The 23,239-nt window shown below is 62.7% G+C and carries 22 protein-coding genes; 7 read left to right on the plus strand and 15 right to left on the minus strand.

Features of this window, described 5'->3' with window-relative positions; translation table 11 throughout:
* Positions 1–61: 61 nt before the first annotated feature.
* From rodA to AX703_RS24250, 5 genes are all read right to left on the minus strand, one after another.
* Positions 62–1,177 (minus strand): rod shape-determining protein RodA, encoded by a 1,116-nt coding sequence (rodA, locus tag AX703_RS24230; RefSeq protein ID WP_062347846.1) that lies wholly within the window; start codon positions 1,175–1,177, stop codon positions 62–64.
* A complete protein-coding gene (mrdA, locus tag AX703_RS24235; protein ID WP_062347848.1) occupies positions 1,177–3,258 on the minus strand; it encodes a penicillin-binding protein 2 in 2,082 nt (693 codons plus the stop codon). The genes rodA and mrdA overlap by 1 nt, the downstream gene beginning before the upstream one ends.
* Before the next feature lie 2 nt (positions 3,259–3,260).
* Positions 3,261–3,812: a hypothetical protein gene (locus AX703_RS24240; RefSeq protein WP_062347850.1), complete on the minus strand. Its 552-nt coding sequence runs from the start codon at positions 3,810–3,812 to the stop codon at positions 3,261–3,263.
* Positions 3,812–4,717, minus strand: a complete 906-nt coding sequence (mreC, locus tag AX703_RS24245) for a rod shape-determining protein MreC (protein ID WP_039331210.1) — start codon at positions 4,715–4,717, stop codon at positions 3,812–3,814. The genes AX703_RS24240 and mreC overlap by 1 nt, the downstream gene beginning before the upstream one ends.
* 77 nt (positions 4,718–4,794) lie before the next feature.
* Positions 4,795–5,841 (minus strand): rod shape-determining protein, encoded by a 1,047-nt coding sequence (locus AX703_RS24250; RefSeq protein WP_039331208.1) that lies wholly within the window; start codon positions 5,839–5,841, stop codon positions 4,795–4,797.
* Positions 5,842–6,029: 188 nt separating this feature from the next.
* Here AX703_RS24250 and mutL point away from each other — a divergent pair, with 188 nt between their 5' ends.
* Together mutL and AX703_RS24260 are read left to right on the plus strand one after the other, a co-directional pair.
* A complete protein-coding gene (gene mutL / locus AX703_RS24255) occupies positions 6,030–7,829 on the plus strand; it encodes a DNA mismatch repair endonuclease MutL (protein WP_062347852.1) in 1,800 nt (599 codons plus the stop codon).
* Positions 7,829–8,329: a hypothetical protein gene (locus AX703_RS24260; protein WP_062347854.1), complete on the plus strand. Its 501-nt coding sequence runs from the start codon at positions 7,829–7,831 to the stop codon at positions 8,327–8,329. Before mutL ends, AX703_RS24260 begins: the two co-directional genes overlap by 1 nt.
* Before the next feature lie 4 nt (positions 8,330–8,333).
* On the opposite strand, the gene AX703_RS24265 is transcribed toward AX703_RS24260, so the two are convergent.
* The 3 genes from AX703_RS24265 to AX703_RS24275 all read right to left on the minus strand — a co-directional run bounded on the left by AX703_RS24265 (position 8,334) and on the right by AX703_RS24275 (position 10,464).
* A complete protein-coding gene (locus AX703_RS24265) occupies positions 8,334–8,792 on the minus strand; it encodes a MaoC family dehydratase (protein WP_062347856.1) in 459 nt (152 codons plus the stop codon).
* Between the two features lie 43 nt (positions 8,793–8,835).
* A complete protein-coding gene (locus AX703_RS24270; RefSeq protein ID WP_062347857.1) occupies positions 8,836–9,639 on the minus strand; it encodes a DUF1206 domain-containing protein in 804 nt (267 codons plus the stop codon).
* Positions 9,640–9,702: 63 nt separating this feature from the next.
* Positions 9,703–10,464 (minus strand): MauE/DoxX family redox-associated membrane protein, encoded by a 762-nt coding sequence (locus AX703_RS24275; RefSeq protein ID WP_062347859.1) that lies wholly within the window; start codon positions 10,462–10,464, stop codon positions 9,703–9,705.
* Between the two features lie 44 nt (positions 10,465–10,508).
* On the opposite strand from AX703_RS24275, the gene AX703_RS24280 reads away from it, so the two are divergent.
* A complete protein-coding gene (locus AX703_RS24280; protein ID WP_039331195.1) occupies positions 10,509–10,904 on the plus strand; it encodes a MerR family transcriptional regulator in 396 nt (131 codons plus the stop codon).
* A gap of 3 nt (positions 10,905–10,907) precedes the next feature.
* Here the strand turns inward: AX703_RS24280 and ychF are convergent, their stop codons facing one another.
* On the minus strand, positions 10,908–12,008 hold the full coding sequence (ychF, locus tag AX703_RS24285) for a redox-regulated ATPase YchF (protein ID WP_062347861.1): 1,101 nt from the start codon (positions 12,006–12,008) through the stop codon (positions 10,908–10,910).
* A 112-nt stretch (positions 12,009–12,120) separates the two neighbouring features.
* Between ychF and AX703_RS24290 the strand changes: the two genes are divergently transcribed.
* Complete coding sequence (locus tag AX703_RS24290; protein ID WP_062347863.1) at positions 12,121–13,626, plus strand: tetratricopeptide repeat protein; 1,506 nt, start codon at positions 12,121–12,123, stop codon at positions 13,624–13,626.
* Between the two features lie 58 nt (positions 13,627–13,684).
* On the opposite strand, the gene AX703_RS24295 is transcribed toward AX703_RS24290, so the two are convergent.
* Positions 13,685–14,401 carry a cistern family PEP-CTERM protein gene (locus AX703_RS24295; protein ID WP_062347865.1) on the minus strand — a complete coding sequence of 239 codons (717 nt, stop codon included), beginning with the start codon at positions 14,399–14,401 and terminating at the stop codon, positions 13,685–13,687.
* 182 nt (positions 14,402–14,583) lie between these two features.
* On the opposite strand from AX703_RS24295, the gene AX703_RS24300 reads away from it, so the two are divergent.
* Positions 14,584–16,098, plus strand: coding sequence for a tetratricopeptide repeat protein (locus tag AX703_RS24300; protein ID WP_082734786.1), 1,515 nt, complete (start codon positions 14,584–14,586; stop codon positions 16,096–16,098).
* 13 nt (positions 16,099–16,111) lie between these two features.
* Here AX703_RS24300 and AX703_RS24305 read toward each other — a convergent pair whose 3' ends face one another.
* The 5 genes from AX703_RS24305 to AX703_RS24325 all read right to left on the minus strand — a co-directional run bounded on the left by AX703_RS24305 (position 16,112) and on the right by AX703_RS24325 (position 19,869).
* Entirely contained in the window at positions 16,112–16,450 is a 339-nt protein-coding gene (locus AX703_RS24305) for a PEP-CTERM sorting domain-containing protein (RefSeq protein ID WP_062347869.1), read from the minus strand.
* A 154-nt stretch (positions 16,451–16,604) separates the two neighbouring features.
* Complete coding sequence (gene pth, locus AX703_RS24310; RefSeq protein ID WP_062347961.1) at positions 16,605–17,174, minus strand: aminoacyl-tRNA hydrolase; 570 nt, start codon at positions 17,172–17,174, stop codon at positions 16,605–16,607.
* A gap of 131 nt (positions 17,175–17,305) precedes the next feature.
* Positions 17,306–17,911 (minus strand): 50S ribosomal protein L25/general stress protein Ctc, encoded by a 606-nt coding sequence (locus AX703_RS24315; protein WP_039331184.1) that lies wholly within the window; start codon positions 17,909–17,911, stop codon positions 17,306–17,308.
* 123 nt (positions 17,912–18,034) lie between these two features.
* Positions 18,035–18,952, minus strand: coding sequence for a TraB/GumN family protein (locus AX703_RS24320; protein WP_062347871.1), 918 nt, complete (start codon positions 18,950–18,952; stop codon positions 18,035–18,037).
* The gene (locus tag AX703_RS24325) at positions 18,949–19,869 is read right to left on the minus strand and encodes a TraB/GumN family protein (RefSeq protein ID WP_062347873.1); all 921 of its coding nucleotides are present in this window, start codon (positions 19,867–19,869) and stop codon (positions 18,949–18,951) included. The genes AX703_RS24320 and AX703_RS24325 overlap by 4 nt, the downstream gene beginning before the upstream one ends.
* A gap of 132 nt (positions 19,870–20,001) precedes the next feature.
* Here AX703_RS24325 and AX703_RS24330 point away from each other — a divergent pair, with 132 nt between their 5' ends.
* A complete protein-coding gene (locus AX703_RS24330; protein WP_062347963.1) occupies positions 20,002–20,907 on the plus strand; it encodes a glycine--tRNA ligase subunit alpha in 906 nt (301 codons plus the stop codon).
* Positions 20,904–23,204 carry a glycine--tRNA ligase subunit beta gene (gene glyS, locus AX703_RS24335; RefSeq protein WP_062347875.1) on the plus strand — a complete coding sequence of 767 codons (2,301 nt, stop codon included), beginning with the start codon at positions 20,904–20,906 and terminating at the stop codon, positions 23,202–23,204. Before AX703_RS24330 ends, glyS begins: the two co-directional genes overlap by 4 nt.
* Positions 23,205–23,239 lie beyond the last annotated feature (35 nt).

Raw genomic sequence — 23,239 nt, forward strand, 5'->3', positions numbered from 1 at the left:
CGTTCGGGAGCCGCCCCAATAACGATTTTATCGGCCCTGCCAAGCCCCAAATTTGCGTTTTTCAGGACAGGCTTCGCGGGCCTGACCGGCTCCAGCGTTCCACAGCCATGATCGATCCAATGCAGATCATGTTTGTCATCATGGAGGACCCGCCATGGCTCATCCAGGGCAAGGGAATACCGACCACCGGTGCGAGACCCATGACCATCATCAGGTTGATGCACATGTAGAAGAAGATCGTCATGGTCATGCCCGCTGCCAGCAGGCGCGAAAATCGATCCGGTGCCCGGTTGGCGACCTTCAGGCCCCAGCGGAAGATCAGGCCAAACACGATCAGCACGAAGAGGCCGCCCACCATGCCCCACTCTTCTGCCATCGTGGCAAACACGAAATCCGTGTGCGCTTCGGGCAGGTAGTTCAGGTGGCTCTGCGATCCGTTGCCGAACCCCTTGCCGATGATCCCGCCCGAACCGATTGCGATTTTCGACTGCGTGATGTGGTATCCGGTGCCAAGCGGGTCGCTTTCCGGATCGAGGAACACCAGCACGCGATTACGTTGATAATCGTGCAGCAGAAAAAAGAAGGCAAGGGGCGCAGCGATCAGGCCAGCGGCACCCGCGCCAAGAAACCAACGCAACGGCAGGCCTGCAAGAAACATCACCATCACCGCGCCGAAACTGATCGCAAGGCCCGTGCCCAGATCGGGCTGCAGCATGACCAGACCTGCCGGAACGGCAAGCAGTATGACTGCGGGCACGAGTCCACGCCAGCCCTGGGTCTCGCCGATGGGAAGGACGGAGTAGAACCACGCCAGCACGAGCACGATGCCGGGCTTCATCAGTTCCGAAGGTTGCAGCGTCATGAAGCCGAGGTTCAACCAGCGCTGACTGCCACCACCGACGCCGCCGATCAACTCGACGAGGACCAGCAGCAGACATAGAACCACGTAAACCGGCATGGCCATGCGCCTGAACAATTCCTGTGGCAGACGGGCAATGACCATCGCCATCACCAGGAAAACCGCAAAGCGCAGCAAATGCGACATCGACCAGATTTCGAAGCGCCCACCCGCAGCCGAATCCAGCACCGCCGCACCAAAGGCAACCAGCGCGATAAGAGGAAGCAGGACGCTCCAAGGCTGTCTGGCTATCGCCGCCGGTACGTAGGCGCGCGGCATTATTGCACACCCGCGGATACGGAAGGCGCAGTATTCGGCGCAGCCGGTTGCAGGACGACAACGGGCGGCGGTTGTTCAGGTTCAGGCCGGGGCGCCGCAGCGTCAGTCTGTGCGGTTGCGGGTTCTTCCGCTGTCTTTCGGCCGTCCTCTACCCGTTCGGTCAACGATTCGTCGTCCGGCACGGTCTTCGGGGCGGTCTCCCCATACTTGGCGGCAAAAGCGTTGTATCGTGAAGACATGCGCTGCTGCACGTTGCCGCCCCACTGCTTCTCGAACTCCTCGAGCACAGCCATCGCCTTGTCCGGAGCAAAGATGTAGGTCATGACATCGCGTGCGATCGGATAGGCGGCTGCCGAACCGCCGCCGTGTTCGATCACCACCGCGCAAGCATATTTCGGCTTGTCGAACGGGGCGAAGCAGATGAAGTGCCCGTGGTCGCGGTACTTCCAGGCCCCGCTCTTGCCGTTGGCAATGTTGAGACCGACCACTTGCGCGGTACCGGTCTTGCCGGCAAGCAGCACGTTGTCCACCGGCAACCGTGCCCTGCCAGCCGTGCCACGGCCATTGACCACCTCGCTCATGGCCGCATGAATGTAATCAAGGTGCTCCTGCGAGAAACCCATCGACTTCACAGGCGGAGCATTACGATCCAGCAGCAGTCGCGGCATGACTTCACGACCTGATGCGATGCGCGAAGCCATGACAGCCTGCTGAAGCGGATTGACCAGCATGTACCCTTGGCCGATCGTTGCATTCACGGTGTCGTAGAGAGCCCACTCCTTCTTGTATTTGCGAAGCTTCCACGCCGGATCGGGAACCGTGCCATAGGATTGGCCGGGGTAGGGCATCGGGAATTCCTGCCCAAGCCCCAGCCTGCGCGCCATCGCAGCGATCTTGTCCATCCCGATCTGCTGCGCGAAATGGTAGAAATACACGTCGCAGGACTGGTAAATTCCCTTGGCCATGTCGACCGTGCCGTGGCCGCGCCGGTTCCAGCAGTGGAACACGCGATTGCCAACACGCAGGCCGCCACCGCACCCAACGCTCGCATTGGGATCGAGCCCGGCCTCAAGGAACGATAGTGCCACCATCGGCTTGACGGTCGACCCCGGCGGATACAATCCTCGTAGCACCTTGTTGCGCAGCGGCACGTGGTCATCTTCGGACAGCATCTTCCACTCGACACGGCCAATGCCGTCGGAGAAGCTGTTGGGATCGAAGCTGGGCATCGATGCCATGGCAAGAATGTCGCCGGTCTCGCAATCCATGACCACGACGGAGCCTGATTCCAGCCCGATGCGCCGAGCAGCATAGTCCTGAAGCCCCGCGTTGATCGTCAGGGCAATTGGTTTGCCCGGCACATCTTCGCGAGTACCGAGATCGCGCACGATACGCCCGGAGGCGGTCGCTTCGACGCGGCGGGCTCCGGGCACACCGCGCAACCTCGCCTCGAAGTGCTTTTCCAGCCCATCCTTGCCGATCTTGAAGCCCGGGGTGATCAGGAGCGGATTGCGCTCCTTTTCATAGTCCTCGGCCGATGCCGCGCCCACATAGCCCACAAGATGTCCTACTGACGCGCCGGCTGGATAGTACCGAGAGTATCCTCGTTGCGGGATGACGCCGGGCAGTTCCGGCAGACGGACCGAAACAGCTGCGAACTTGTCCCAGTCCAGACTTGAGGCAACTTCCACGGGCTGAAACCCCCGTGCCTTGTCGAGCTTGTCGCGGATATCGCGCACCTTGTCGGGGGCAAGTGATAGCAGGCCAGCCAAGGTGGCCATGGTCCTGTCCGGATCGTCCACCCGGTCAGGAATAAGGTCGACGCGAAAATCAGCGCGGTTTGCGGCAAGCGCCTTGCCAAATCGATCCAGTACCCAACCCCGGCGCGGTGGAATGAGCGTGAGGTTTACGCGGTTGCTCTCGGATGCGGCCTGGTACTTCTCGTTCTGCGCTACGGCAAGATAGCCAAGCCGCGTTGCCAAAAGCAGGCCCACGCCGCCCTGAAGCGCACCCAGCACGAAGCTGCGTCTCTCGAACCGATTGGTCAGGATCGCCGAGGTGACCGGCAGCCTTTGCCGCATGGTCAGATCCTCTTCAGCGGAAGCAGGCGGATACGGTCAAGCAGAGCCACCAGTCGCGTATTGACCGGATAGAGCACCACCGAAATCAGCAACTGCGGCACGATCACCGTGGGTAGGGGATAAGCCACCGCGAGCCCCGCCAATGTGGATGTGAGGAACAGATAGGCAGCAATCAGCGCGCTGGCTGCCAGCCAGTCCTGAACGAAGCCCCGCCACAGGAACTTTTCGTCGATCAGTTCCATGATGAGCATCGTCGCAGACCACAGAACGATGCCCGATCCGAACGGCATGCCCGAGTAAAGATCATCGAACAGTCCCAGCGGCAGGCCGGCCCATAGCGGCAACATGCCGGGGCGCATCATGCGCCAGGCAAGCAGCATCATGTAGGCGAATGGCGGCATCACCGGGGCAGAGGCTATCACCGGTGAGAAACTCGCCATCGATGCCAGCATGATCGTGGCCCATGGAAGACCGATTGCAAGGACTGGCCAAGGCTCGCGATTGATCCGCTTTCGCGCGATCTCTTCCGGCGTTCCGCGCAGCGGGCCGAGCATTACGGCTCCCCTGCGGCGGTTTTGGCGCCACGTTCCTCGATTGCCTCCATCTCTGTACGAGCTGCCGCGCTGTAGGCGGGCTCGACGATGACGAATTCGTTGTCCGCGGGATCTGCGGCGAGATGGCCGATGGCGCCGTCGCGATGCGGGTCAGTTGCCACCGCCACGGGGATGCCGGGCGGATAAAGCCCGCCGGACCCCGACGTCACGAACACATCGCCAGCCTTTACCGGATTGATGCCCTGGTTGATCAGGCGGATGTCTATGCGGCCGTTGGAGGCCCCTTGAACAAATGCCGTCAGCCCATCGCGGGCTCGCTTTACGGGAACGACGTTCTCCGGATCTGTGACGAGCAGCACGCGTGCCGTGCCCGGACCTGCTTCAACAACGCGGCCGATCAGGCCTGACGCCGCCCGCACCGGGAGTCCTGGCCGGACACCGCTCGATGTTCCGGCGTCGATGATCGCATAGCGCCGCGTACTGGCAGCGGTCGATCCGATCAGTCGCACAGTGGCGATCGGCTTGCGTTGCGGATCGACGATACCGAGCAGGGCCTTGAGCCTGCGGTTCTCATTCTGCAGAGATTGCATCGACACCGCGTTGGCGCGTGCCGCCTCTACCTCCCGGCGAAGCTCGGCATTTTGGCGGCCGGCATTGAAGTAGGCTCCGATCGCAGCGAACACGCCCTGGCCGGTAGTCCGCCCGGTCGCGCCGGCCCGTCCGACCGGTCGGGCGACTTCGGCAGCTGCGCTTCGCGCAAAAGAGAATGCATCCGGATTTACGAGCGAAGTGATGAGCACGGCAACACCGGCCACGACGCCCAGAATGGCGACAACGTAGCCGGTGAAGATTCCGTACTGCGCCCTGCGCGAATAGCCCGGGCGCCGGTCCTGCGACCGCGCCATCCGTTCAACCCCTTCAATCCGACGCATGGAACCGCGCCGCGATGCAACCCGTGTGCCTCAGCAATACTCGAAATGCCTCAGGCGGTCATCAGCACGCCGCGGTAAATCTGGTCTTCCATGGCGCGACCGGTGCCGAGCGCCACGCACGACAGCGGATCTTCGGCGACGCTGACAGGCAGGCCGGTTTCCTCGCGCAGATGCTCGTCGAGACCGCGGATCAGCGCGCCACCACCGGTCAGCACGATGCCCTGGTCGACAATGTCGGCAGCAAGTTCAGGCGCCGTGTTTTCAAGCGCGATGCGTACGCCTTCAACGATCGCGCCGATCGGTTCGGACAGGGCTTCAGCAATGTTTGCTTGCGTGATCGTGATTTCCTTCGGCACCCCGTTGACCAGGTCACGTCCCTTGATGTGGATCGTCTCGCCGATGCCGTCGGCCGGGGCCGTGGCAATACCGTAGTCCTTCTTGATACGCTCCGCCGTGGCTTCACCGATCAGCAGGTTATGATGACGGCGGACGTAGGAGACGATCGCTTCGTCCATCTTGTCACCACCCACGCGCACCGAGGTGGTGTAGGCAAGGCCGCGCAGCGAAAGGACGGCAACCTCGGTCGTACCGCCACCGATGTCGACCACCATTGAACCGACCGGTTCGGTGACCGGCATGTCGGCGCCGATCGCCGCAGCCATCGGTTCAAGAATGAGGTAGACCTGGCTGGCACCCGCATTGCTGGCCGCGTCGCGAATGGCGCGGCGCTCGACGCTGGTGGAACCCGAGGGCACGCAGATCACGATTTCGGGATAGCGCAGGAGGCTCTTCGATCCGTGAACCTTGCGGATGAAGTGCTTGATCATTTCCTCAGCCACTTCGATATCGGCAATCACGCCGTCGCGAAGCGGGCGGATCGCCTCGATGTTGTCGGGTGTCTTGCCCATCATCATCTTGGCATCGTCGCCCACGGCCTTGACCCGCTTGATCCCGTTGATCGTCTCGATGGCGACGACGGAAGGTTCGTTCAGAACGATGCCGCGATCCTGCACATAAACCAGCGTGTTGGCCGTGCCGAGGTCGATCGCGATGTTCTGGGAACCGAACTTGAAGAATCGGGAAAAGATCGAAGCCATCTAAGAATCCGTGATAATCTGCGGTTTGGCGCACGGGCACGCGCCAGACCCCTCCAGAAAGTGCGCCCGGGAAGGCGGCTTCCTAGCAGGCGCTTGGCGCAAAGCCCATGGGTTTGTGCGGGATTGGACGGATAACTTCACCACTTGTCTCGAAATAAATCGGCTTCGGCGCTAGTCGTGTCAGGACCATGCGAGTCATCCGCCGCCTTCCCGAAACGCTCATCAACCGCATCGCCGCCGGAGAGGTGGTCGAGCGCCCTGCAAGCGCGCTCAAGGAGCTGGTTGAAAACGCCATCGACGCCGGCGCAAGCCACCTCCACGTGCGCCTGTCCGAAGGTGGGTTGGCGATGATCGAGGTGTCGGACGACGGGTGCGGCATGCGGCCCGACGAGATCGAGCTCGCGCTCGAACGTCATGCCACGTCCAAGCTCCCAGACGAGGCGATCGAGATGGTCGAAACCCTCGGCTTCCGTGGAGAAGCCCTGCCATCAATCGCCTCCGTCGCTCGCATCACCATCGAATCCCGACCGCAAGGCACCGCCGATGGCTGGAAGCGCGTGGTCGATAACGGTGTTCTCGTGTCAGAAGGACCTGCTGCGCTTCCCCCGGGGACGCGTGTCCGGGTGGAACAACTGTTCGAGAAGATCCCCGCGCGCCGCAAGTTCCTGCGCAGCCCGCGTTCGGAATGGGCGGCCGCTTCCGACGTCGTTCGCCGCCTCGCCATGGCCCGGCCTGACATAGGCTTCACCCTGGAACATGATGGCCGCCGCGCGCTTCATGTGCAGGCCGGAGACACGCTCGAGGCGCGGGTCGCTCAACTCGTTGCCCGTGAACTGGCCGGAAATTCCGTCGAGGTGGACCTCTACCGGGGTGATTATCACCTCACCGGGATAGCCGGATTGCCAACCTACAATCGCGGCGTTGCCGATCACCAATATCTCTTCGTGAATGGGCGCCCTGTGAAGGATCGCCTGCTGATCGGTGCGGTGCGTGGTGCCTATGCCGATATGCTGGCACGCGATCGCCATGCAGTCCTTGCCCTGTTCCTGCAGGTCCCGGCGAGCGAAGTTGACGTCAATGTCCATCCCGCCAAGTCCGAAGTCCGTTTCCGCGATCCGGCCCTCGTGCGCGGCATGGTTGTCTCTGGCCTGCGCCATGCGCTCTCCACAGGCGATCAGCGCAGTGCGCAAGCTCCTTCGGCAAGCGCAATGGCGGCTTGGCAGGCAGAGCCGATCGTGCCGTCACCCTCGCCCGGTGCGCAGGGAAGCATGTTCTCGCAGCAATGGCGCCCCGAGACGCGCGTGAGCGAGGCTGGGCAAGCGTGGCGTGGCTACGAGCAATCCGTGCTGGCGCCGCCTCAGGCGCGAGCCGAAGTCGCCGTCGAACCGGTCACTGAATCTGCACGGCATCCCCTTGGCGTTGCCCGTGGACAGATCTCCAACACGTATATCGTTGCAGAAGCGGAAGACGGTCTCGTGATTGTCGATCAGCATGCGGCGCATGAACGTCTCGTCCTCGAACGGCTGCGTGCTGCCGGGGCAGGGCAGGGCACTGCACCCGCTCAGGCGTTGTTGATCCCGGAAGTTGTCGAGCTTGAAGAAGTCGCGTGTGACCGGCTGGAAGAAGCGTCGCCCAAGCTTGCCGAGTTCGGTCTCGCGCTGGAGCGCTTCGGGCCTGGCGCGATGCTGGTACGATCCGTCCCTGCGGCCTTGGCCAAGGGGGATCCGGCACAACTCGTGGCGGATGTGGCAGATGACCTAGCGCACCATGGCGATGCCTTGCTCCTGGGAGAAAAGCTCGATCTCGTCCTGGCGACGATGGCCTGCCACGGTTCGGTGCGGGCAGGGCGGACATTGTCCGTCGTGGAGATGAATGCCCTCTTGCGCGAAATGGAAGTGACACCCCGCTCGGGGCAGTGCAACCATGGTCGTCCAACGTGGGTCAAGCTGGCCCATGCCGACATAGAAAAGCTGTTCGGGAGAAAGTGATGCTGCACGCCAAGGCGCAGATTGCCGTTTTGTCCGCCATGGTTCTCGGACTTGCCTCCTGTTCAGACAAGGAGCCGACCGACGCCGAAGCTGTCGCCGCAGTGGAGGCAGCGCAGGACGGCAAGCCACCGGTCAAGCCATTGGTGCTGCAGCCGATCCTCTACCCGGATATCAGCCAGAACAAGCTCCACGGCACCGGCTGTGCATTCGTCGCCGAAGGCGGCGGCCTTGGCGCAGTCCTGTTGGCGCAGGACAAGCGCGGAGTTATCAAATATGGCGACCACATCCAGGTTCTTGCGCCTGATGCCGGTTCTTCAAGGATGCCGAAGGGCAGCTTTTCGCGTTATACCGGCAAGGAAAATGCGGTCACATTAACGGCTGACGGCCCGGTCACACCCGTAGGCACGACCGAACAGTTCAAGGGCAGGATGATCGTGACCGACGCGTTCGAGCGCCCGGTCTATGAAGCGACTGGTGACGTTCAATGCAAGGCGATCTGACCCGTCAGGTAGTAGCCTTCTGGTCCCGTACGCGGATCAGTCCGATGGATTTCATGGTCATCACGACCACGCCGTCCTGATTATAAACGCGCACGTTCGAGCGAAAGCTCCCCATCTCCGGGCGTGACGCGCTTCGCTTCTTGTCGACGATTTCCGTTTCGACCGAAAGCGTGTCACCCGGATAGACAGGCTTCAACCAGCGTATCTCGTCAAGCCCGGGTGACCCGAGGCCAGCCTGCTTTCGTTCCTTCAAATTCTCCACCAGCATCGCCATGGTCATCGCGCAAGTATGCCAGCCGCTGGCAGACAGCCGACCGAAATGGGTCTGCGCCGCCGCCTCGTCGCTCAGGTGGAACGGTTGCGGGTCGTACTTTGACGCAAAATCGATCACTTCCTCTCGGCTGACGGCATAGTTTCCGAACCGCTGGATCGCGCCGGGCTCGATATCTTCGAAGTATATCATTCGGTCAGGTTCGCTGCGTCGAGCCATAAAGTCAATCGCGCGATTAAATGCTGATTGCCCGCAAACCCATGGCTGGCGGGGTAGGGTCCGGAATGATCCGGTACCGCGCAGTGATGATGCTGAACACGCCGAAGAGCAGAAGCCCTGCTGCCACGAACTGGAAGCCAGTCTCCATGTCTCGCAAATTGTTGATGGCTTTGCCCAGCGAGACGACCTCTTCGCTCTCGCCGAACCATGCGGTGCGCAGCAGTGACCACCCGATCAGGGCCATCACCACAGCCCGTGCAGCATGGCCGGCACGGCCGATCCAGCATGTGAAGCGAGGCGCTCGCGAAGAAATATGGCGCATGAAGCCCGCCGTAACGGCGCTGCGTGCCTGGAATATTGCTGCAATCAGGATAGCTACGCCAATAATCCCGAGAAGAGTGCTGCCAAAGGGGAAATCAAGCACGCCACTAGCCATCTGGGCGGACGAATCTTCACCTGCACCACGCGCTCCGCTGGCTATCCGTGCGGCTGTCCAGGCAAGGCCCAGATGGATCACGGCGCTGGCGAGATAACCCACTCTCGATGCGCGCCCCTTCCACGAGGTGCCCTTGCGCTCGATATCGAACAGGGCTGCGGAAAGGCGATAGAGTGCGTAACCGACCAGACCTGCGGATGCGATGTAAAGGACCACCGGTCCACCCGGAATGGCATTCAGCACGCGGAAGATGTCGCCGGCACCATCGTCAATGTCAGACTTTCCCGCAGTCAGGGCAAGGTATCCAAGCAGGACATAGACAAGGCCGCGTGCAGCAAATCCCACTCGCGCCAGCCACACCACTTTCTCCGACTTGTCGACCACCAGCGCGTTCCTCTTTCCAGTTCGGGCATGGAACGCGCCGGAGGCCAACCGGTGCCGGGCCGGTCAGTTCATTGTCGGCATGAAAAGCATCCACAAGGCCATGCCGACCATGACGACATTCTCGGTTAGCGACACAAAACCGAGCGGGACGCGCTCCGATCCACCCACGCAGGCACACTTGAGCTCGCGCTTCTGGACATAGACTGCGTAAAAGACCGAGATGCCGCCGATGGTGCCGATGAACAGGGCAATCGGGATGGATAGCCAAGGCAGTGCCCTCGCTGCCATCAAGACGCCGGCCAGCGCCTCGCCGAATGGATAGAGATAGGCATAGGGAACCCAGCGCCTCGCGAGCAGGTCGTAGCCAAGGAACATGGTCGCAAACCGGTCGACGTCCTGCAGCTTGAGCATGGCCAGAAGCACCATGGCGAAGGCGATGAACCATTCGACCGCCCGTGCAGTGAAAGGCGTGCCGAACATCGCAAAGCTTATCGCGAGCGCCAGCGCTCCAGCGATCGCGAAGACGGCCAGAACAGGAACGTAGCTCGTGGCATCAGGATCGGCGACTTTCAGGCCAAGGAAGCGCCGCGTATCGTCATGCCCGCCAATGCGTTGTCCGTTGATGAACACTTGCGGCGTAGTCTTGACGTCATGAGCCTGCTTGAAGGCATCGGTCTCTTCTCGGGTGCGGAGCCAGTGGTCTTCGACCTCATAGCCTTGGCGTTTGAGAAGATGTTTCACCTTCACGCCGTAAGGGCAGATGTGCGTTGGCATGACCATGCGATGCAGCACGGCGGTTCGATTCGGGGTGTATGCTTTTGTCATGAAGCTGCCTATAACTTGCGTACCATGGTACGGAGTCAAGCGATATGGCGATGACGATTTCCGAACTCGCCAGAAGCGCAGCCGTCGGGGTCGAGACGGTGCGCTTCTATCAACGCAAAGGCCTGTTGGATGATCCCCGGCCAGCCCGCAGCGGAAGGGAGGGGCGCAGGCACTATGGCCCCGATGATTTGCGGCGTCTGCGCTTTGTGCGCAGCGCCCAAGGCGCCGGCTTCACTCTTTCGGAAATCGCCGAATTGCTCGCACTCGATGCCGGGCATGACCGACCGCGCGCCCGACAGATGGCAAAAGCACGTCTGGAGGCGATCGATCAGGAGATCGCGCGCCTTGAGACGGCGCGACAATCGCTTCGCAAGCTTGCCCGAGAATGTGCAAAAGGCGACGCCGGACCGTGTCCGATCATCGCCGCCTTCGAGAACTGAGGCTCAGACGTTGAACTTGAAGTGGAGGACGTCGCCGTCCTTCACCACGTATTCCTTGCCTTCCTGCCGCAGCTTGCCCGCATCGCGCGCTGCGCTTTCGCCTCCGAGGCTGACGAAATCGTCATAGGCGATGGTCTCGGCGCGAATGAAGCCGCGCTGCATGTCGGAGTGAATTTCACCCGCCGCTTCCGGAGCCTTTGCGCCAAGATGCACGGTCCAGGCGCGCGCCTCCTTTGGGCCGACGGTGAAGAAAGTGATGAGATGCAGCAGGTCATAACCGGCGCGGATCACGCGGGCGAGGCCGGTCTCATGCAGGCCCATTTCCTCAAGGAAAACCGAACGCTCCTCCGGATCCATGCCGACCAGCTCGGATTCGATCGCCGCCGAAACAATCACCGCATTGGCGCCCTCGGCCTTGGCCTTTTCGAACACGCGGGCCGAAAAGGCGTTGCCCTCCGCTGCGCTCTCTTCCTCGACGTTGCAGACATAAAGCACGGGCTTCGCGGTCAGCAACTGGGCCTGCCTGAACACGCGCGCTTCCTCGTCATCCTTCGGCTGGGTCAGGCGCGCAGGCTTGCCCTCGCGAAGCAGTTCCAGAGCCTGGCCAAGCACCGAGGCAATGACCTTCGATTCCTTGTCGCCCGCCTTGGCCTTCTTCTCGGCGGCCGGCACGCGCTTTTCCAGGCTCTCAAGGTCCGAGAGCATCAGCTCCGTTTCGACCGTTTCGGCGTCCGAGATCGGATCGACCTTGTTGTCGACATGCTGAATGTCATCGTTCTCGAAGCAGCGCAGCACATGGACGATGGCGTCAACTTCGCGGATGTTGCCGAGGAACTGGTTGCCAAGGCCTTCGCCTTTCGATGCGCCGCGGACGAGCCCGGCAATGTCGACGAAGCCAAGCTGCGTCGGGATGATCTTCTGGCTGCCGGCGATTTTGGCCAGCGTATCAAGGCGCGGGTCAGGGACGCCGACATTGCCGACATTCGGCTCGATCGTGCAGAACGGATAGTTCGCCGCCTGCGCCGCCTGTGTCTCGGTCAGCGCGTTGAACAGCGTCGACTTGCCGACGTTGGGAAGGCCGACGATCCCGCAACGAAAACCCATCTTCAAACTCCTTGGCTGGCCGCGCCTTTAGCCGGGCGTGCAGCATTTGGAAACCTTCACGGAAATTTCAGGGATTGAAGGCACTAAGTGCTTCATCCGTGGAGAGATTGCGATGAAGAAGCTGGCCTTCCTGACCTTGCCGCTGCTGCTGGCGGCTTGTACCGACAGCCCGCAGGAGCGCGCCGATCGGGCTCGCAAGGCTTTCGCTGCGCACGACTATCGCGCCGCTCAGGTGGATCTGGCCGCTGCGCTGGAGGCCAACCCGCAGGATCCCGCGCTGCTTGAACTCCATGCCCGCAATGCCCTTGCCATGGGAGACGGCATTGCCGCAGGTGCATCCCTTGCAAAGCTTCCCGAAGGTCGGCGACCGGCCGACTTCGCACAGCTTTCGGCAGAAGCGCTGCTGCTGCGTGGCCTGCCGGAAGATGCAATTTCGGCTTTGGGCACGGACACGTCAGCCGCGGCTCACCGCATCCGCGCTCTTGCCCTGCTTGCCAAGGACGATCGCGAAGGGGCCGCAAAGGCCTTTGCCGCTGGTGCTGCCGGGAAGGCCAATGCGCGCTTGCTGGCCGACTATGCGCGTTTCAGTCTCATGCGTGGTGATATAAAGCAGGCCCGTATTCTGGCCGACCGGGCGAAGGCGGCAGACGCGGCGATGATCGATGCGCTGCTGGCCGATGCCGAAGTCGCGACCGCCGAAGGCCGCCTTGCCGAAGCCCTGTTGGCATACGATGCGGCGGCAAAGTCCTACCCTGGCAATCTGGCCGCCTTGGCCGGCAAGGCCGCCGTGCTCGGCGATCTCGGACGGACCAAGGAGATGGACAAGGTCCTTGAATCGCTAGCAGAAGTGAAGGGCGGGGGGCAGGTCGCCTATCTTCAGGCGCGCGCTGCCGCAGCGCGTGGCGATTGGGCTACCGTTCGAAGCGTCCTCCAGGCAAACGAAGCGCAACTGACCGACAAGGATGAGGCGACGGTTCTCTATGCGCAGGCACTCGTAGCGTTGAAGCAGCCTGAGCAGGCTCGGGCCAAGCTCCAGCCTCTGCTTACCCGTAACCCCGGCAGTGCAACGCTCCGCCGCGAACTTGCCAGGGCGCAGCTCGCCGCTGGCGATGCGCGCGGTGCAGTCGAGACGATGCGCCCGTTCGCCGAGGTCCAGACAGCCGATGCCGAGGATCTGCGCCTTCTGGCAAAGGCTGCAGAGGCTTCGGGCGATCCCGAAGCGGCGAGGCTGGCAGAGAAGGCGAAATTCCCGTCAGCGCAGGCGCTGGCGGCTACGCTGGCTCAGGCCGACACGGCAATGAAGCAGTCCAACTGGGGCAATGCCATTGCCGCCTATGAGCGTTTGCTTGCCGTGACTGACGGAAAGAACCCGCTGGTTCTCAATAACATGGCCTATGCCCAGGGAATGGTTGGCAACAAGGCCAAGGCACTGGAATTTGCCGAGAGTGCATACAAGGCCGCCCCGACAAACGCTTCGGTGCTTGATACGCTTGGCTGGCTGCTCGTCGAAAGCGGCAAGGACCGGTCGCGCGGCCTAACCTTGCTGCGCGAAGCTGCCGCCAAGGCCCCCGGCAATGCGACGATCGCAGGGCACTTGCGCAGCGCCGAAAAGGGCTGAGCGCAAGGAAAAAGGGAGCCCACGGGTGCAGGCTCCCTTCCTCGAATTTCCGGTTTGATCAGGCTGCGAGAGCCAGGCGACGCGGCGCAGTCTGACGGCGGCGCGCCAGGGCAAGGCCGACAAGACCGATACCGAACAGCCCGAGCATGCCCGGTTCCGGGACAGGCGTACCGCCAGTTGACCCGCCAGTGCTGCTGATCGTGCCCGAACCGCTGGCCGAGCTGATTCCCGGCACGCCGCTGATCGACTGGTAGCGCACATAGAAGTCGCTGAGCGTCAGCGAACTGACCGGCTGCGAAAAGCTCAGCGTGAACGAACCGGTGCCGGTTTCGCCAAGTGTCAGGCCGCCGCTTCCGCCTCCTGCACAGCTCCCGGTCTGGGCATCCTTGAAGCACACGTCCACGGTGCCAATGCCGTTCGGATAGTTTGAGTTCAGCGTGGTGTACGAAAATGCACCGGTGCTCGTGGCCGACGAGATGGTGGGATCGGTGTTGAACGCAAAGCTTGAGATACGCGAATCCGTAACCGGCGCGGAGCTGGTGTTGGAAACGCTGTAGTCGAACGTGTAGTCATTGCCGGAAATGCCGGTCAGCCTGAACGTGGTCGAGCCGGTCAGCCCGTCGATAGACGTTCCGCCCGAGAAGCCGTCATAGTTCAGCGTGAAGCTGCTGCCGATATCGCCCGAGCCGAGCGTGACGGAATCGGCAAAGGCAGGTGCTGCTGCCATCATTGCTGCACTGGCAGCGAGGCCCGCGAGAACTTTTCTGAAGGTCATCGAAACTGCTCCCCTGAACCGAAAGTCGGTTAATTGTTAGGTAAGCAACCCTTGTGCCAATTACGGATTTCAGCCATTTGTAATGATTAATAATGTTGAGGTCGTAAGATTTCTCGACATGCTCGCAGACGAAGTTGCTCCGCTTTCACCAATGATTCAGGCGTACGTGGCATCCAGTGCCCATGACATCCCGTCTTGCACTAGCCCTTCTTCTTGCCCTGACAGGTTGTGGTGACGATGCCGCCGAGCGTGTTGCTCGCGCCGAGCGTGAAATTGCCGGGATGGAACTGGGCGCGGCCAAGGTCGACCTCACTGCAGCTCTGGCCGACGCGGGTGATGATCCGGCAATTCTTCGCATGCTTGCAGCGGTGCAGCTCCGGTTGGGCGATGGCGATGGTGCAGCCGCCACGGCTTCCCGGCTTGAACGCTCGGGCGGATCACAAGCCGAATTGGCGTTGATCCTTGCCGAGGCGGCCGTCCTGCGGGGCAACTCGGACCAGGCGCTGGCACTTCTGGGGCAGGATGCCTCGCCTGCTGCAGAGCGGGTCAGGGCCGCCGCGCTGTCCGCCAAGGGAGACACAGCGGGTGCCTTCGCAGCTCTGCAGCGGGGCGCAGCATCAGGAGGCGATCCGCTCCTCCTTCGCGACTACGCGCGGTTCCTCATAGCGGCGCAGGATCTCGATGCGGCATCAAGGCAGGTTGAAGCCCTGTCGCGACTTCCGGCCGGAAAATTCGACGCTGCGCTGATTGCCGCGGATATCGCAGTGAGGCGGGGGCAGTTCGCCGAAGCGCATGCAGTACTTGAGCAGATGGCCGCGAAGTACCCGCGCGTGCCTGACCCATGGCTGGCAAGGGCGAATGCCTTCGATCTCCAGGGCAAGCTTGACGATGCCTTGGCAATGACATCGCGGGCCGCAGCGGTCGCGCCAGATGATCCGCGCGTTCGGGATCTGCAGGTGCAATTTGCGTCGATGAAGGGCGAATGGGATAAGGTCCGATCGTTGTTGGCCAGGCAGGAGCGCGATCTTGATCCCCTGTCGGCAAATGGGCTCAGCTATGCCGAGGCGATGCTGCGGACCGGACATCCCGAGCAGGCTAGAGCCATGTTCCAAAGGGCGCTCACACGCTCACCGAACAATCCGTTTGCGCGTATCATGTTGGCTGAAGCACAATTGGCGACCGGGGACTCCCTCGCCGCTTTCGGCACGGTAAAACCCCTTGCAGCCAGCCGGTTGGCTGGCCCGCGGGAGCTTGAGTTGGCGGTAAAGGCTGCCGACGCCGCGGGTCTGCCCGATGCAACGCCGTTGCGCGGGCGGCTGCGTGCCGCTCAGGCTGGACAGGCGCAATCACTGGCAGCTGAAGGCCAGGCCGCTCTGGCGCGTGAAGACTGGAGCGCTGCGGCACAGGCCTATGCACAACTTGCGCAGTCAGGAGATGACCCTGAGGTCCTCAAGCGACTGGCACTTGCGCTTAGCCATGCCGGGAAGGGCGAAGAGGCGATCAGGGCGGCAGACAAGGCTCGCGCACTGCGCCCCGAAGATCCTGATACGTTGTACATGGCCGGTCTGGTTCGCGCCCGGACGGGAACGGACCTGCCGACTGCAATCACCCTTCTCCGCAAGGCGAGCTCGGCCGAACCGACGAACGCGGTGTTTCGCAACACTCTGGCCCGCTATCAGGCGCAGACGGGCGCCTGATAGCGGGAATGCGTCAGGCGCGGGGCTTGGTCTTGCGTGAGCGGGCGAAGCCGATGCCGAGAAGCCCAAGAGCCATCATGCCCAGCATGCCCGGCTCCGGCACAGCCGTGCCGCCCGAAGTGGTGGTCGTGCCACCGGACGTCGTTGTCGTGCCGCCCGAAGTGGTGGTCGTACCGCCCGAAGTGGTCGTCGTGCCACCTGAAGACGTCGTACCCCCGCAGAGCGACGAACCGCCGCTGTGACCGCAGTTGCAGTAGTGCTTGTGAGTCAGCCACCAGGTTGCGTTGGCTGGCGAAGCAGCTGACAGGCCTGCAGTTGCTGCCATGGCGAGAAAGATCGAGCGAATGTTCATGTTAACCCCCGTTGGTTAATCTCAGTCTGCCTCTGGCTAAGCAAAACCGGTGCCAACTGTGAAATTACAGGGCGTTACGTGGTTAACCTTCGCCGACGCAAAGGGCGCTGTAAAGCAAGGCGACGAAAACTGTTTCCCGTTCGTTTCCCGGCAGTCAGCCATTCTGCCGCAAGGCAACATCGTTCATGAAACGAACGTCATTTTTGGAAGCAAGCCAGCCCGCTTCGGAAGCGACTGCTCCCAGCATCTCGATAAGGTCATCCTGCTCTGCCTTGGCGAATGCGCCCAAGACATGGCCCGTGACACGATCCTTGTGGCCCGGATGCCCTATGCCAAGCCTGACACGCCGGAAATCGGCCCCAAGATGCTGATCGATCGAGCGCAGGCCATTGTGGCCGGCAGTACCGCCGCCTTGCTTCACCTTTACCTTGAATGGCGCGAGGTCGAGCTCATCATGAAAGACCGTCAGCGCGTCCATGCCCAGCTTGTAGAAGCGCATCGCTTCGCCGACGGAACGCCCACTCTCGTTCATGAAGGTTGCAGGCTTGAGCAGCAGGACCTTCTGATTGCCGATCCGGCCTTCCTGCAGCCAGCCTTGGAACTTCTTCTGCACTGGCCCGAAGTTGTGGACCTCGGCAATCGTGTCGAGCGCCATGAAGCCGACGTTGTGCCTGTGAAGCGCATATTGCGGTCCGGGATTTCCGAGGCCGACCCAGAGTTGCATGTGCGGAAATTCCTTGGTTGCGAGGCCCTGCGCCTTGCCAGATAACACGGTGCAAAAAAAGAACCCCTCCCGCACGCAGCGGAAGGGGTGTCTTTTCAGCGCGCCTGCCGAAGCAGGGCCAAGGCGGGCTATCAGCCTTCCTTGGTGGTGTCGCCTTCTTCGCTCTTCAGCGAGGAGGGGGCCACGATCGTCGCGATGGTGAAGTCGCGGTCCGAGATCGCGGGCTTCACGCCTGCGGGCAGGGTGACGGCGCTGATGTGGATCGAATCGCCGACTTCGTAGCCGGCAACGTCGACGATGATGTCGTCGGGGATCGCGTCAGGCTGGCAGATCAGTTCGAGTTCGTGACGAACGATGTTGAGGATGCCGCCCTTCTTGAGGCCCGGCGACTTCTCTTCGTTGATGAAGGCCACCGGCACGTCGACGTGGACGACCGAGTCCTTCGAAACGCGCAGGAAGTCTGCGTGCTGCGGACGGTCGGTCACCGGGTGGAAGGCGACGTCCTTGGGCAGGGTGCGGATGGTCTGGCCACCGACAGTGAGCTCGACGACCGAGTTGAAGAAGTGGCCGGTGCCCAGCGCCTTGTTCAGCGCCTTTTCTTCAAGGTGGATCGCGATGGGTTCTTCGTTGCCGCCATAGATCACGGCGGGGGTGCGGCCTTCGCGACGCAGTGCACGGGAGGCTCCCTTGCCTGCCCGATCGCGCGTCTCGGCCGACAGCGTAAGCGTCTCGCTCATGTGTCAGTACCTTCAGCTAAGTTAAATCACGCTTCCTCCGCCACGCCTCCAGGGATGACCATGACAGGGAAGCGGCGGCCCTTAGCGGGTTTGCCGGGAAATGCAAGAAATCAGTGGGCGCTCTCAAGGCACTCGCTTGATTGTCCACCCCCGCGCCATCATCAGGCGCTGCAGGCTGTCGGACCCTGCCAGATGCGCGGCGCCCACGGCCACGAACGGTTTTGCGCCCTGCTTCAGCATCGCGTCCAGCTGATCCGCCCAAGCCCGGTTCCGGTCCGTCAGTAGCGCTTGATGCAGCCCAGCATCGGCCAGAAACCCCTCGTTCGCCTCGCGCGCAATGCCAAGGTCGTCGCCCTTGAGCCAGAGCGCGACCATGTCGGCCTCTTCATCCTTGTCGCTCGCGGCCTCCACCGTCACTTCCTGCAGCAGCACCTGTTGCTGGCGCGCAGGGAGGGCGTCGAACACGCCGAACTGGCTGTGGATCGTCTCGAACCCCGCGACCGGCTTGCCCACTGCCAGCTTGCGCAGGGCAGGCTCTGCCCCGCTGTCAGGATCGGCTCCCGCCTTCTGCCCGGCAATCGCCGCAAGCTGCAGCGCCACTGCCCAGCTTTCGGTATCGGCAAAGTCCGCATCGGAAAGACCGAGCTTGCGATAGACCTCGGCCAGCTTGGCTCGATAGGCAGGCGCAAGCCGCTGCGAGGGCGGCGGCAGGCCCTCGGTCCCGGCCAGTTCCGCCAGCGCCTCCCCCGCCACCTTCTGGTTCAGCGGCTCGGCGATCTCCAGCACCAGGCGGTCTGCCTGCGCCAAAGCCTCACCAACGGCGGGCCGCAACCACTGCGTATCAGGCGGCAGGGCATGGACGGTGCCGAACATGTAGCCGCGCACCGCCCCGGTCCTGTCCTCGATTTGCCATAGCGCCACGCGCGTATCCGGCAGCGGCGCAGGTTTCCCGCGCTCCAGCCAAGCCATGGCCATGCCCAGCAGCAATGCCGGGACCACGGCCCACAACAGGCGCGGCAGGAAGCGAGTCAGCTGCTTCATTGCACCCGCGTCGCCGTCAGACCCTGGGCCTTGAGCATATCCTGCACGCTCTGCACGCCGGCCAGATGCCCTGCGCCCACTGCGATGAACACCGTACCCGGCTGGTCGAGCCGCCTGGCAATCCACGAAGCCCAGTTACGGTTGCGCTGGTAAAGCAGCGTCTCGGCCAGTTCAGGATCGTCCATGTTCTCGTTGATCAGCTTGCCGAGCCCTTCCGGATCGCCCGAACCCCATTCATCAGTCATCGTGCCGATGATGGCAAAGCTCTTGTCGAAATCCCGCACCGCCTCACCAAGGAACTTGAGCTGCGCCTCGCGCGGCAACTGGTCGAACAGGCCGAGCTGGAATTCGACCGTCTCCAGTGCGCCGAGCTTCTTGCCCTTGGCCAAAGCGGCCTTGCGCAGGACTGCTTCCACGCCGCTGTCGGCCCCATATCCGGCCATGGCATAGGGCACGACGCCCAAGGTGATTCCGGCCAGCCAAGGTTCGAGCGGATCGAACGCCTCCGCCGGAATCTTGAGCTTCGCCAGCAGCGCCTCATAAGCTACGCGATCTGCATCAGGCATCAGCGAACGCAGCGTCTCGCCCTTGAGCAGGCCGACAGCCATCACCGTTTTCTGCTGCTCTGCCGCCGGCATTTCCGGAATCTCGGTAATGAGTTCCGCCGACCCGTCGAGCGCCTGTCCCACTGGCCCGTCAAGCCAGACAAGGCCCTTGGGCAGCGCATGGATCGTGCCGAACAGGTAGATCGTCGTGTCGGCATCGGCCACCTTCCACAGTGCAGGCTTCAACTGCCTCGGCGCAGGAGCCTCCGCAGCAGCAGGCGTGGATGCAGAGGTCCTGGCATGGACGGTGCCCGCGAAAGCTAAGGCCGACAAGGCAAGAGCGCAGATGAGGTGACGGTAGCTTTGCTTCATGTGCGCTCTATTGCGCGTAAAGCTCTTGCGATCCAATGAAGGATTTGCGCGGCGTGTGATCGCGTGGAAAGCGCGGAGAATCGGTGCTTGCCGGTTGATTTGGGCGTGCGCATCGGCCAAAGCCGCGCGACCATGGCCGATACTGCTACAACGCCCCTCAGCCTGCAGGACATGATCCTGCGCCTTCATGCTTTCTGGAGCGAACAGGGCTGCCTGATCCTCCAGCCTTACGACATGCGCATGGGGGCAGGGACCTTCCACACCGCCACCACACTGCGCGCGCTCGGGCCGGAACCGTGGAACGCCGCCTTCGTGCAGCCCTGCCGCCGCCCCACCGACGGTCGCTATGGCGAGAACCCCAATCGCCTGCAGCACTATTACCAGTATCAAGTTATCCTGAAGCCGAGCCCCGAAAACCTGCAGGAACTCTACCTGCAGAGCCTCGTCGAGATCGGCATCGACCCGCTGGTCCACGATATCCGCTTCGTGGAAGACGACTGGGAATCTCCCACATTGGGCGCTTGGGGCCTCGGCTGGGAAGTCTGGTGCGATGGCATGGAAGTCACCCAGTTCACCTACTTCCAGCAGATGGGCGGCTTCGATTGCAAGCCCGTCGCGGGTGAGCTGACCTACGGCCTCGAGCGCCTCGCCATGTACATCCAGGGCGTCGACAACGTCTATGACCTGAAGTTCAACAGCCACGGCGTCACCTATGGCGAGGTGTTTCTCGAGAACGAGAAGCAGATGTCGAAGTGGAACTTCGAGGTCGCCGATACCGACAGCCTGTTCGAAGGCTTCCGCCGCGCCGAGGCCGAATGCCTCCGCAGCCTCGAGGCCGGCGTGCCCATCGCCGCCTACGAGCAGGCGATCGAGGCCAGCCACCTGTTCAACCTGCTGCAGGCACGCGGCGTGATCTCGGTGCAGGAGCGCGCCAGCTACATGGGCCGCGTCCGCGATCTCGCGCGTGGTTCCTGCGAGGCCTACATGGAAAAGAACGCCGATCAGTGGGCGGCCAAGTATCCGGAGTGGAGCAAGTGAGCGATTTCCTCCTCGAACTGCGCTCGCAAGAAATCCCGGCCCGCATGCAGGCAGGCGCCCGCGCCGATCTCGAAAAGCTGTTCCGCAAGCAGCTTGACGCTGCCGGCCTCAAGGCTGGCGAGATCACCGTCTGGTCCACCCCGCGCCGTCTCGCCCTAATCGCCCGCGACCTGCCGCTGGCAACCGAGGCCGTGTCCGAGGAAACCAAGGGCCCCAAGACTTCCGCCCCCGAACAGGCCCTCGAAGGCTTCCTGCGCAAGACCGGCCTCACCCCTGGCCAGTTGACCGAGCGCGATGGCGTCTGGTTCGCCATCACCGAAAAGCCCGGCCGCGCCACCAGGGACGTGCTCGCCGAAGCCATCCCCGCCATCATCCGCGCCTTCCCCTGGCCCAAGAGCCAGCGCTGGGGCGCAGCCTCGCTCTCCACCGAAAGCTTGCGCTGGGTGCGCCCGCTCTCCGGCATCGTTGCCATCCTGGGTGAGGATCTGGTCGAGTGCGAGATCGGCGGGGTGAAGTCGGGCTACGCGACGCTTGGCCACCGCTTCCACCACGCTGGCGAGATTACCATTGGTGGCGCGAGTGACTACGCCGAAAAGCTGCGCGCCTGCCACGTCATCGTCGACCATGTCGAGCGCGAGGCGATGGTGCGCGAAAAGGCCAAGGCCGCAGCTGAGGCCGCCGGTCTCGTGTTGGTCGAGGACGAAGGTCTGGTGATCGAGAACGCCGGCCTCACCGAATGGCCGGTCTCGCTGTTGGGCCGCTTCGACGAGGCGTTCCTCGACGTGCCGCCCGAAGTCATCCAGCTCACCGCGCGCGTCAACCAGAAGTACTTCATCTGCCGCGACGCTGCTGGCAAGCTCGCTAACGCCTTCGTCTGCACCGCCAATATCGAGGCGAAGGATGGCGGCGCGGCCATCGTCGACGGCAACCGCAAGGTCCTCGCCGCGCGCCTCTCGGATGCCCGCTTCTTCTGGGAGCAGGACAAGAAGAAGCCGCTGGCCGAGCAGGCGCAGAAGCTGTCGCGCATCACCTTCCACGAAAAGCTTGGGACGGTGGCCGACAAGGTCGAGCGCGTCGCCAAGCTGGCCCGCTGGCTGGTGGAAGAAGGCATCGTAACGCCACAAGGAAACACCGGCTCCCCCGCGAAGGCGGGGGCCTCGGGCAGCAGCGCACAACCTCACGAGGTCCTCGCCTTCGCGGGGACGCAGCAAGAGTTGGCAGACCAGGCCGAACTCGCCGCCCGCCTGTGCAAGGCCGATCTCGTCACCGAAATGGTCGGTGAATTCCCCGAACTCCAGGGCCTGATGGGCGGCTACTACGCCCGCGCCGAAGGCCTGCCGGACGCCGTAGCCGACGCCATCCGCGATCACTACAAGCCGGTCGGGCAGGGCGATGACGTGCCGACTGCGCCGGTGACGGTGGCCGTGGCGCTGGCGGACAAGCTGGATACGCTGGTTGGATTTTTCCGGATTGATCAGCGTCCGACTGGTTCGCGCGACCCATTTGCATTGCGCCGAGCAGCAATCGGCGTCCTTGAATTGCTCAATCGTGGTTCGCTGCGTGTGTCGATGTGGGAAGCAATTGCTAAGTCGCTCGCGGGCTTTACGAAACAGCAGGTCTCTGGCGAAATGCCAGAGGCTGTATACGATGCATATCAGGCCGGACAGAAAGCTGTGTTCACAACACTGCCTGACTTCTTCGCCGACCGCCTCAAAGTCCAGCAACGCGAAGCAGGCGTTCGCCATGACCTGATCGACGCCGTGTTCGCGCTCGGCGGCGAGGACGATCTGGTCCGCCTGCTCGCCCGCGTCCACGCGCTGCAGGCCTTCGTCGGCACCGAGGACGGCACCAACCTTCTCGCAGGCTACAAGCGCGCGGCCAACATCCTCAAGAAGGAAGGCTTCGCCGCCAACCCCAACGCCGGTTCCGAAGGCGAGGGCTTCGTCCCGCCGACCGGCGAGGAAGACCCGCTTGTGCTGGTTGACGATCCTGCGCTCAAGGGCGTCGCCGCGCAGTTCTCGCACCCCGAATGCAACTACGCCCGCGAACCTGCCGAGCAAGCGCTGGTCGACGCGCTCAATTCCGCAGAACCTCAGGCAGCAGGTGCCGTTGCGGCCGAGGACTTCACCGCGGCTATGGCGGCATTGGCGTCCTTGCGCGCGCCCATCGATGCGTTCTTTGATCAGGTTACGGTCAATGATGCGGACGCTAACAAGCGGTCCAGTCGCTTGGCCTTGCTTGACCGCTTCCGTGCTGCAGTGCACAAAGTTGCGGACTTTTCGCGCATAGAGGGCTAAGAGCGGGCCGACTCCGGGCCCGTTCCGGCAAGAAC

Origin of the sequence: Novosphingobium sp. CCH12-A3 (genome assembly GCF_001556015.1) — a bacterium.
Classification (GTDB): domain Bacteria; phylum Pseudomonadota; class Alphaproteobacteria; order Sphingomonadales; family Sphingomonadaceae; genus Novosphingobium; species Novosphingobium subterraneum.

Bases quoted from the DNA above. Each gene is read 5' to 3' on its own strand.
- pth (WP_062347961.1), bottom strand. From the start codon at position 17,174: ATGCAACTCTGGGTCGGCCTCGGAAATCCCGGACCGCAATATGCGCTT.
- AX703_RS24300 (WP_082734786.1), top strand. From the start codon at position 14,584: ATGACATCCCGTCTTGCACTAGCCCTTCTTCTTGCCCTGACAGGTTGT.
- rodA (WP_062347846.1), bottom strand. From the start codon at position 1,177: ATGCCGCGCGCCTACGTACCGGCGGCGATAGCCAGACAGCCTTGGAGC.
- AX703_RS24325 (WP_062347873.1), bottom strand. From the start codon at position 19,869: ATGAAGCAAAGCTACCGTCACCTCATCTGCGCTCTTGCCTTGTCGGCC.
- AX703_RS24265 (WP_062347856.1), bottom strand. From the start codon at position 8,792: ATGATATACTTCGAAGATATCGAGCCCGGCGCGATCCAGCGGTTCGGA.
- AX703_RS24275 (WP_062347859.1), bottom strand. From the start codon at position 10,464: ATGACAAAAGCATACACCCCGAATCGAACCGCCGTGCTGCATCGCATG.
- mreC (WP_039331210.1), bottom strand. From the start codon at position 4,717: ATGGCGCGGTCGCAGGACCGGCGCCCGGGCTATTCGCGCAGGGCGCAG.
- AX703_RS24250 (WP_039331208.1), bottom strand. From the start codon at position 5,841: ATGGCTTCGATCTTTTCCCGATTCTTCAAGTTCGGTTCCCAGAACATC.
- AX703_RS24315 (WP_039331184.1), bottom strand. From the start codon at position 17,911: ATGAGCGAGACGCTTACGCTGTCGGCCGAGACGCGCGATCGGGCAGGC.
- AX703_RS24330 (WP_062347963.1), top strand. From the start codon at position 20,002: ATGGCCGATACTGCTACAACGCCCCTCAGCCTGCAGGACATGATCCTG.
- AX703_RS24280 (WP_039331195.1), top strand. From the start codon at position 10,509: ATGGCGATGACGATTTCCGAACTCGCCAGAAGCGCAGCCGTCGGGGTC.
- AX703_RS24305 (WP_062347869.1), bottom strand. From the start codon at position 16,450: ATGAACATTCGCTCGATCTTTCTCGCCATGGCAGCAACTGCAGGCCTG.
- ychF (WP_062347861.1), bottom strand. From the start codon at position 12,008: ATGGGTTTTCGTTGCGGGATCGTCGGCCTTCCCAACGTCGGCAAGTCG.
- AX703_RS24320 (WP_062347871.1), bottom strand. From the start codon at position 18,952: ATGAAGCAGCTGACTCGCTTCCTGCCGCGCCTGTTGTGGGCCGTGGTC.
- AX703_RS24290 (WP_062347863.1), top strand. From the start codon at position 12,121: ATGAAGAAGCTGGCCTTCCTGACCTTGCCGCTGCTGCTGGCGGCTTGT.
- AX703_RS24240 (WP_062347850.1), bottom strand. From the start codon at position 3,812: ATGCTCGGCCCGCTGCGCGGAACGCCGGAAGAGATCGCGCGAAAGCGG.
- mrdA (WP_062347848.1), bottom strand. From the start codon at position 3,258: ATGCGGCAAAGGCTGCCGGTCACCTCGGCGATCCTGACCAATCGGTTC.
- AX703_RS24260 (WP_062347854.1), top strand. From the start codon at position 7,829: ATGCTGCACGCCAAGGCGCAGATTGCCGTTTTGTCCGCCATGGTTCTC.
- AX703_RS24295 (WP_062347865.1), bottom strand. From the start codon at position 14,401: ATGACCTTCAGAAAAGTTCTCGCGGGCCTCGCTGCCAGTGCAGCAATG.
- mutL (WP_062347852.1), top strand. From the start codon at position 6,030: ATGCGAGTCATCCGCCGCCTTCCCGAAACGCTCATCAACCGCATCGCC.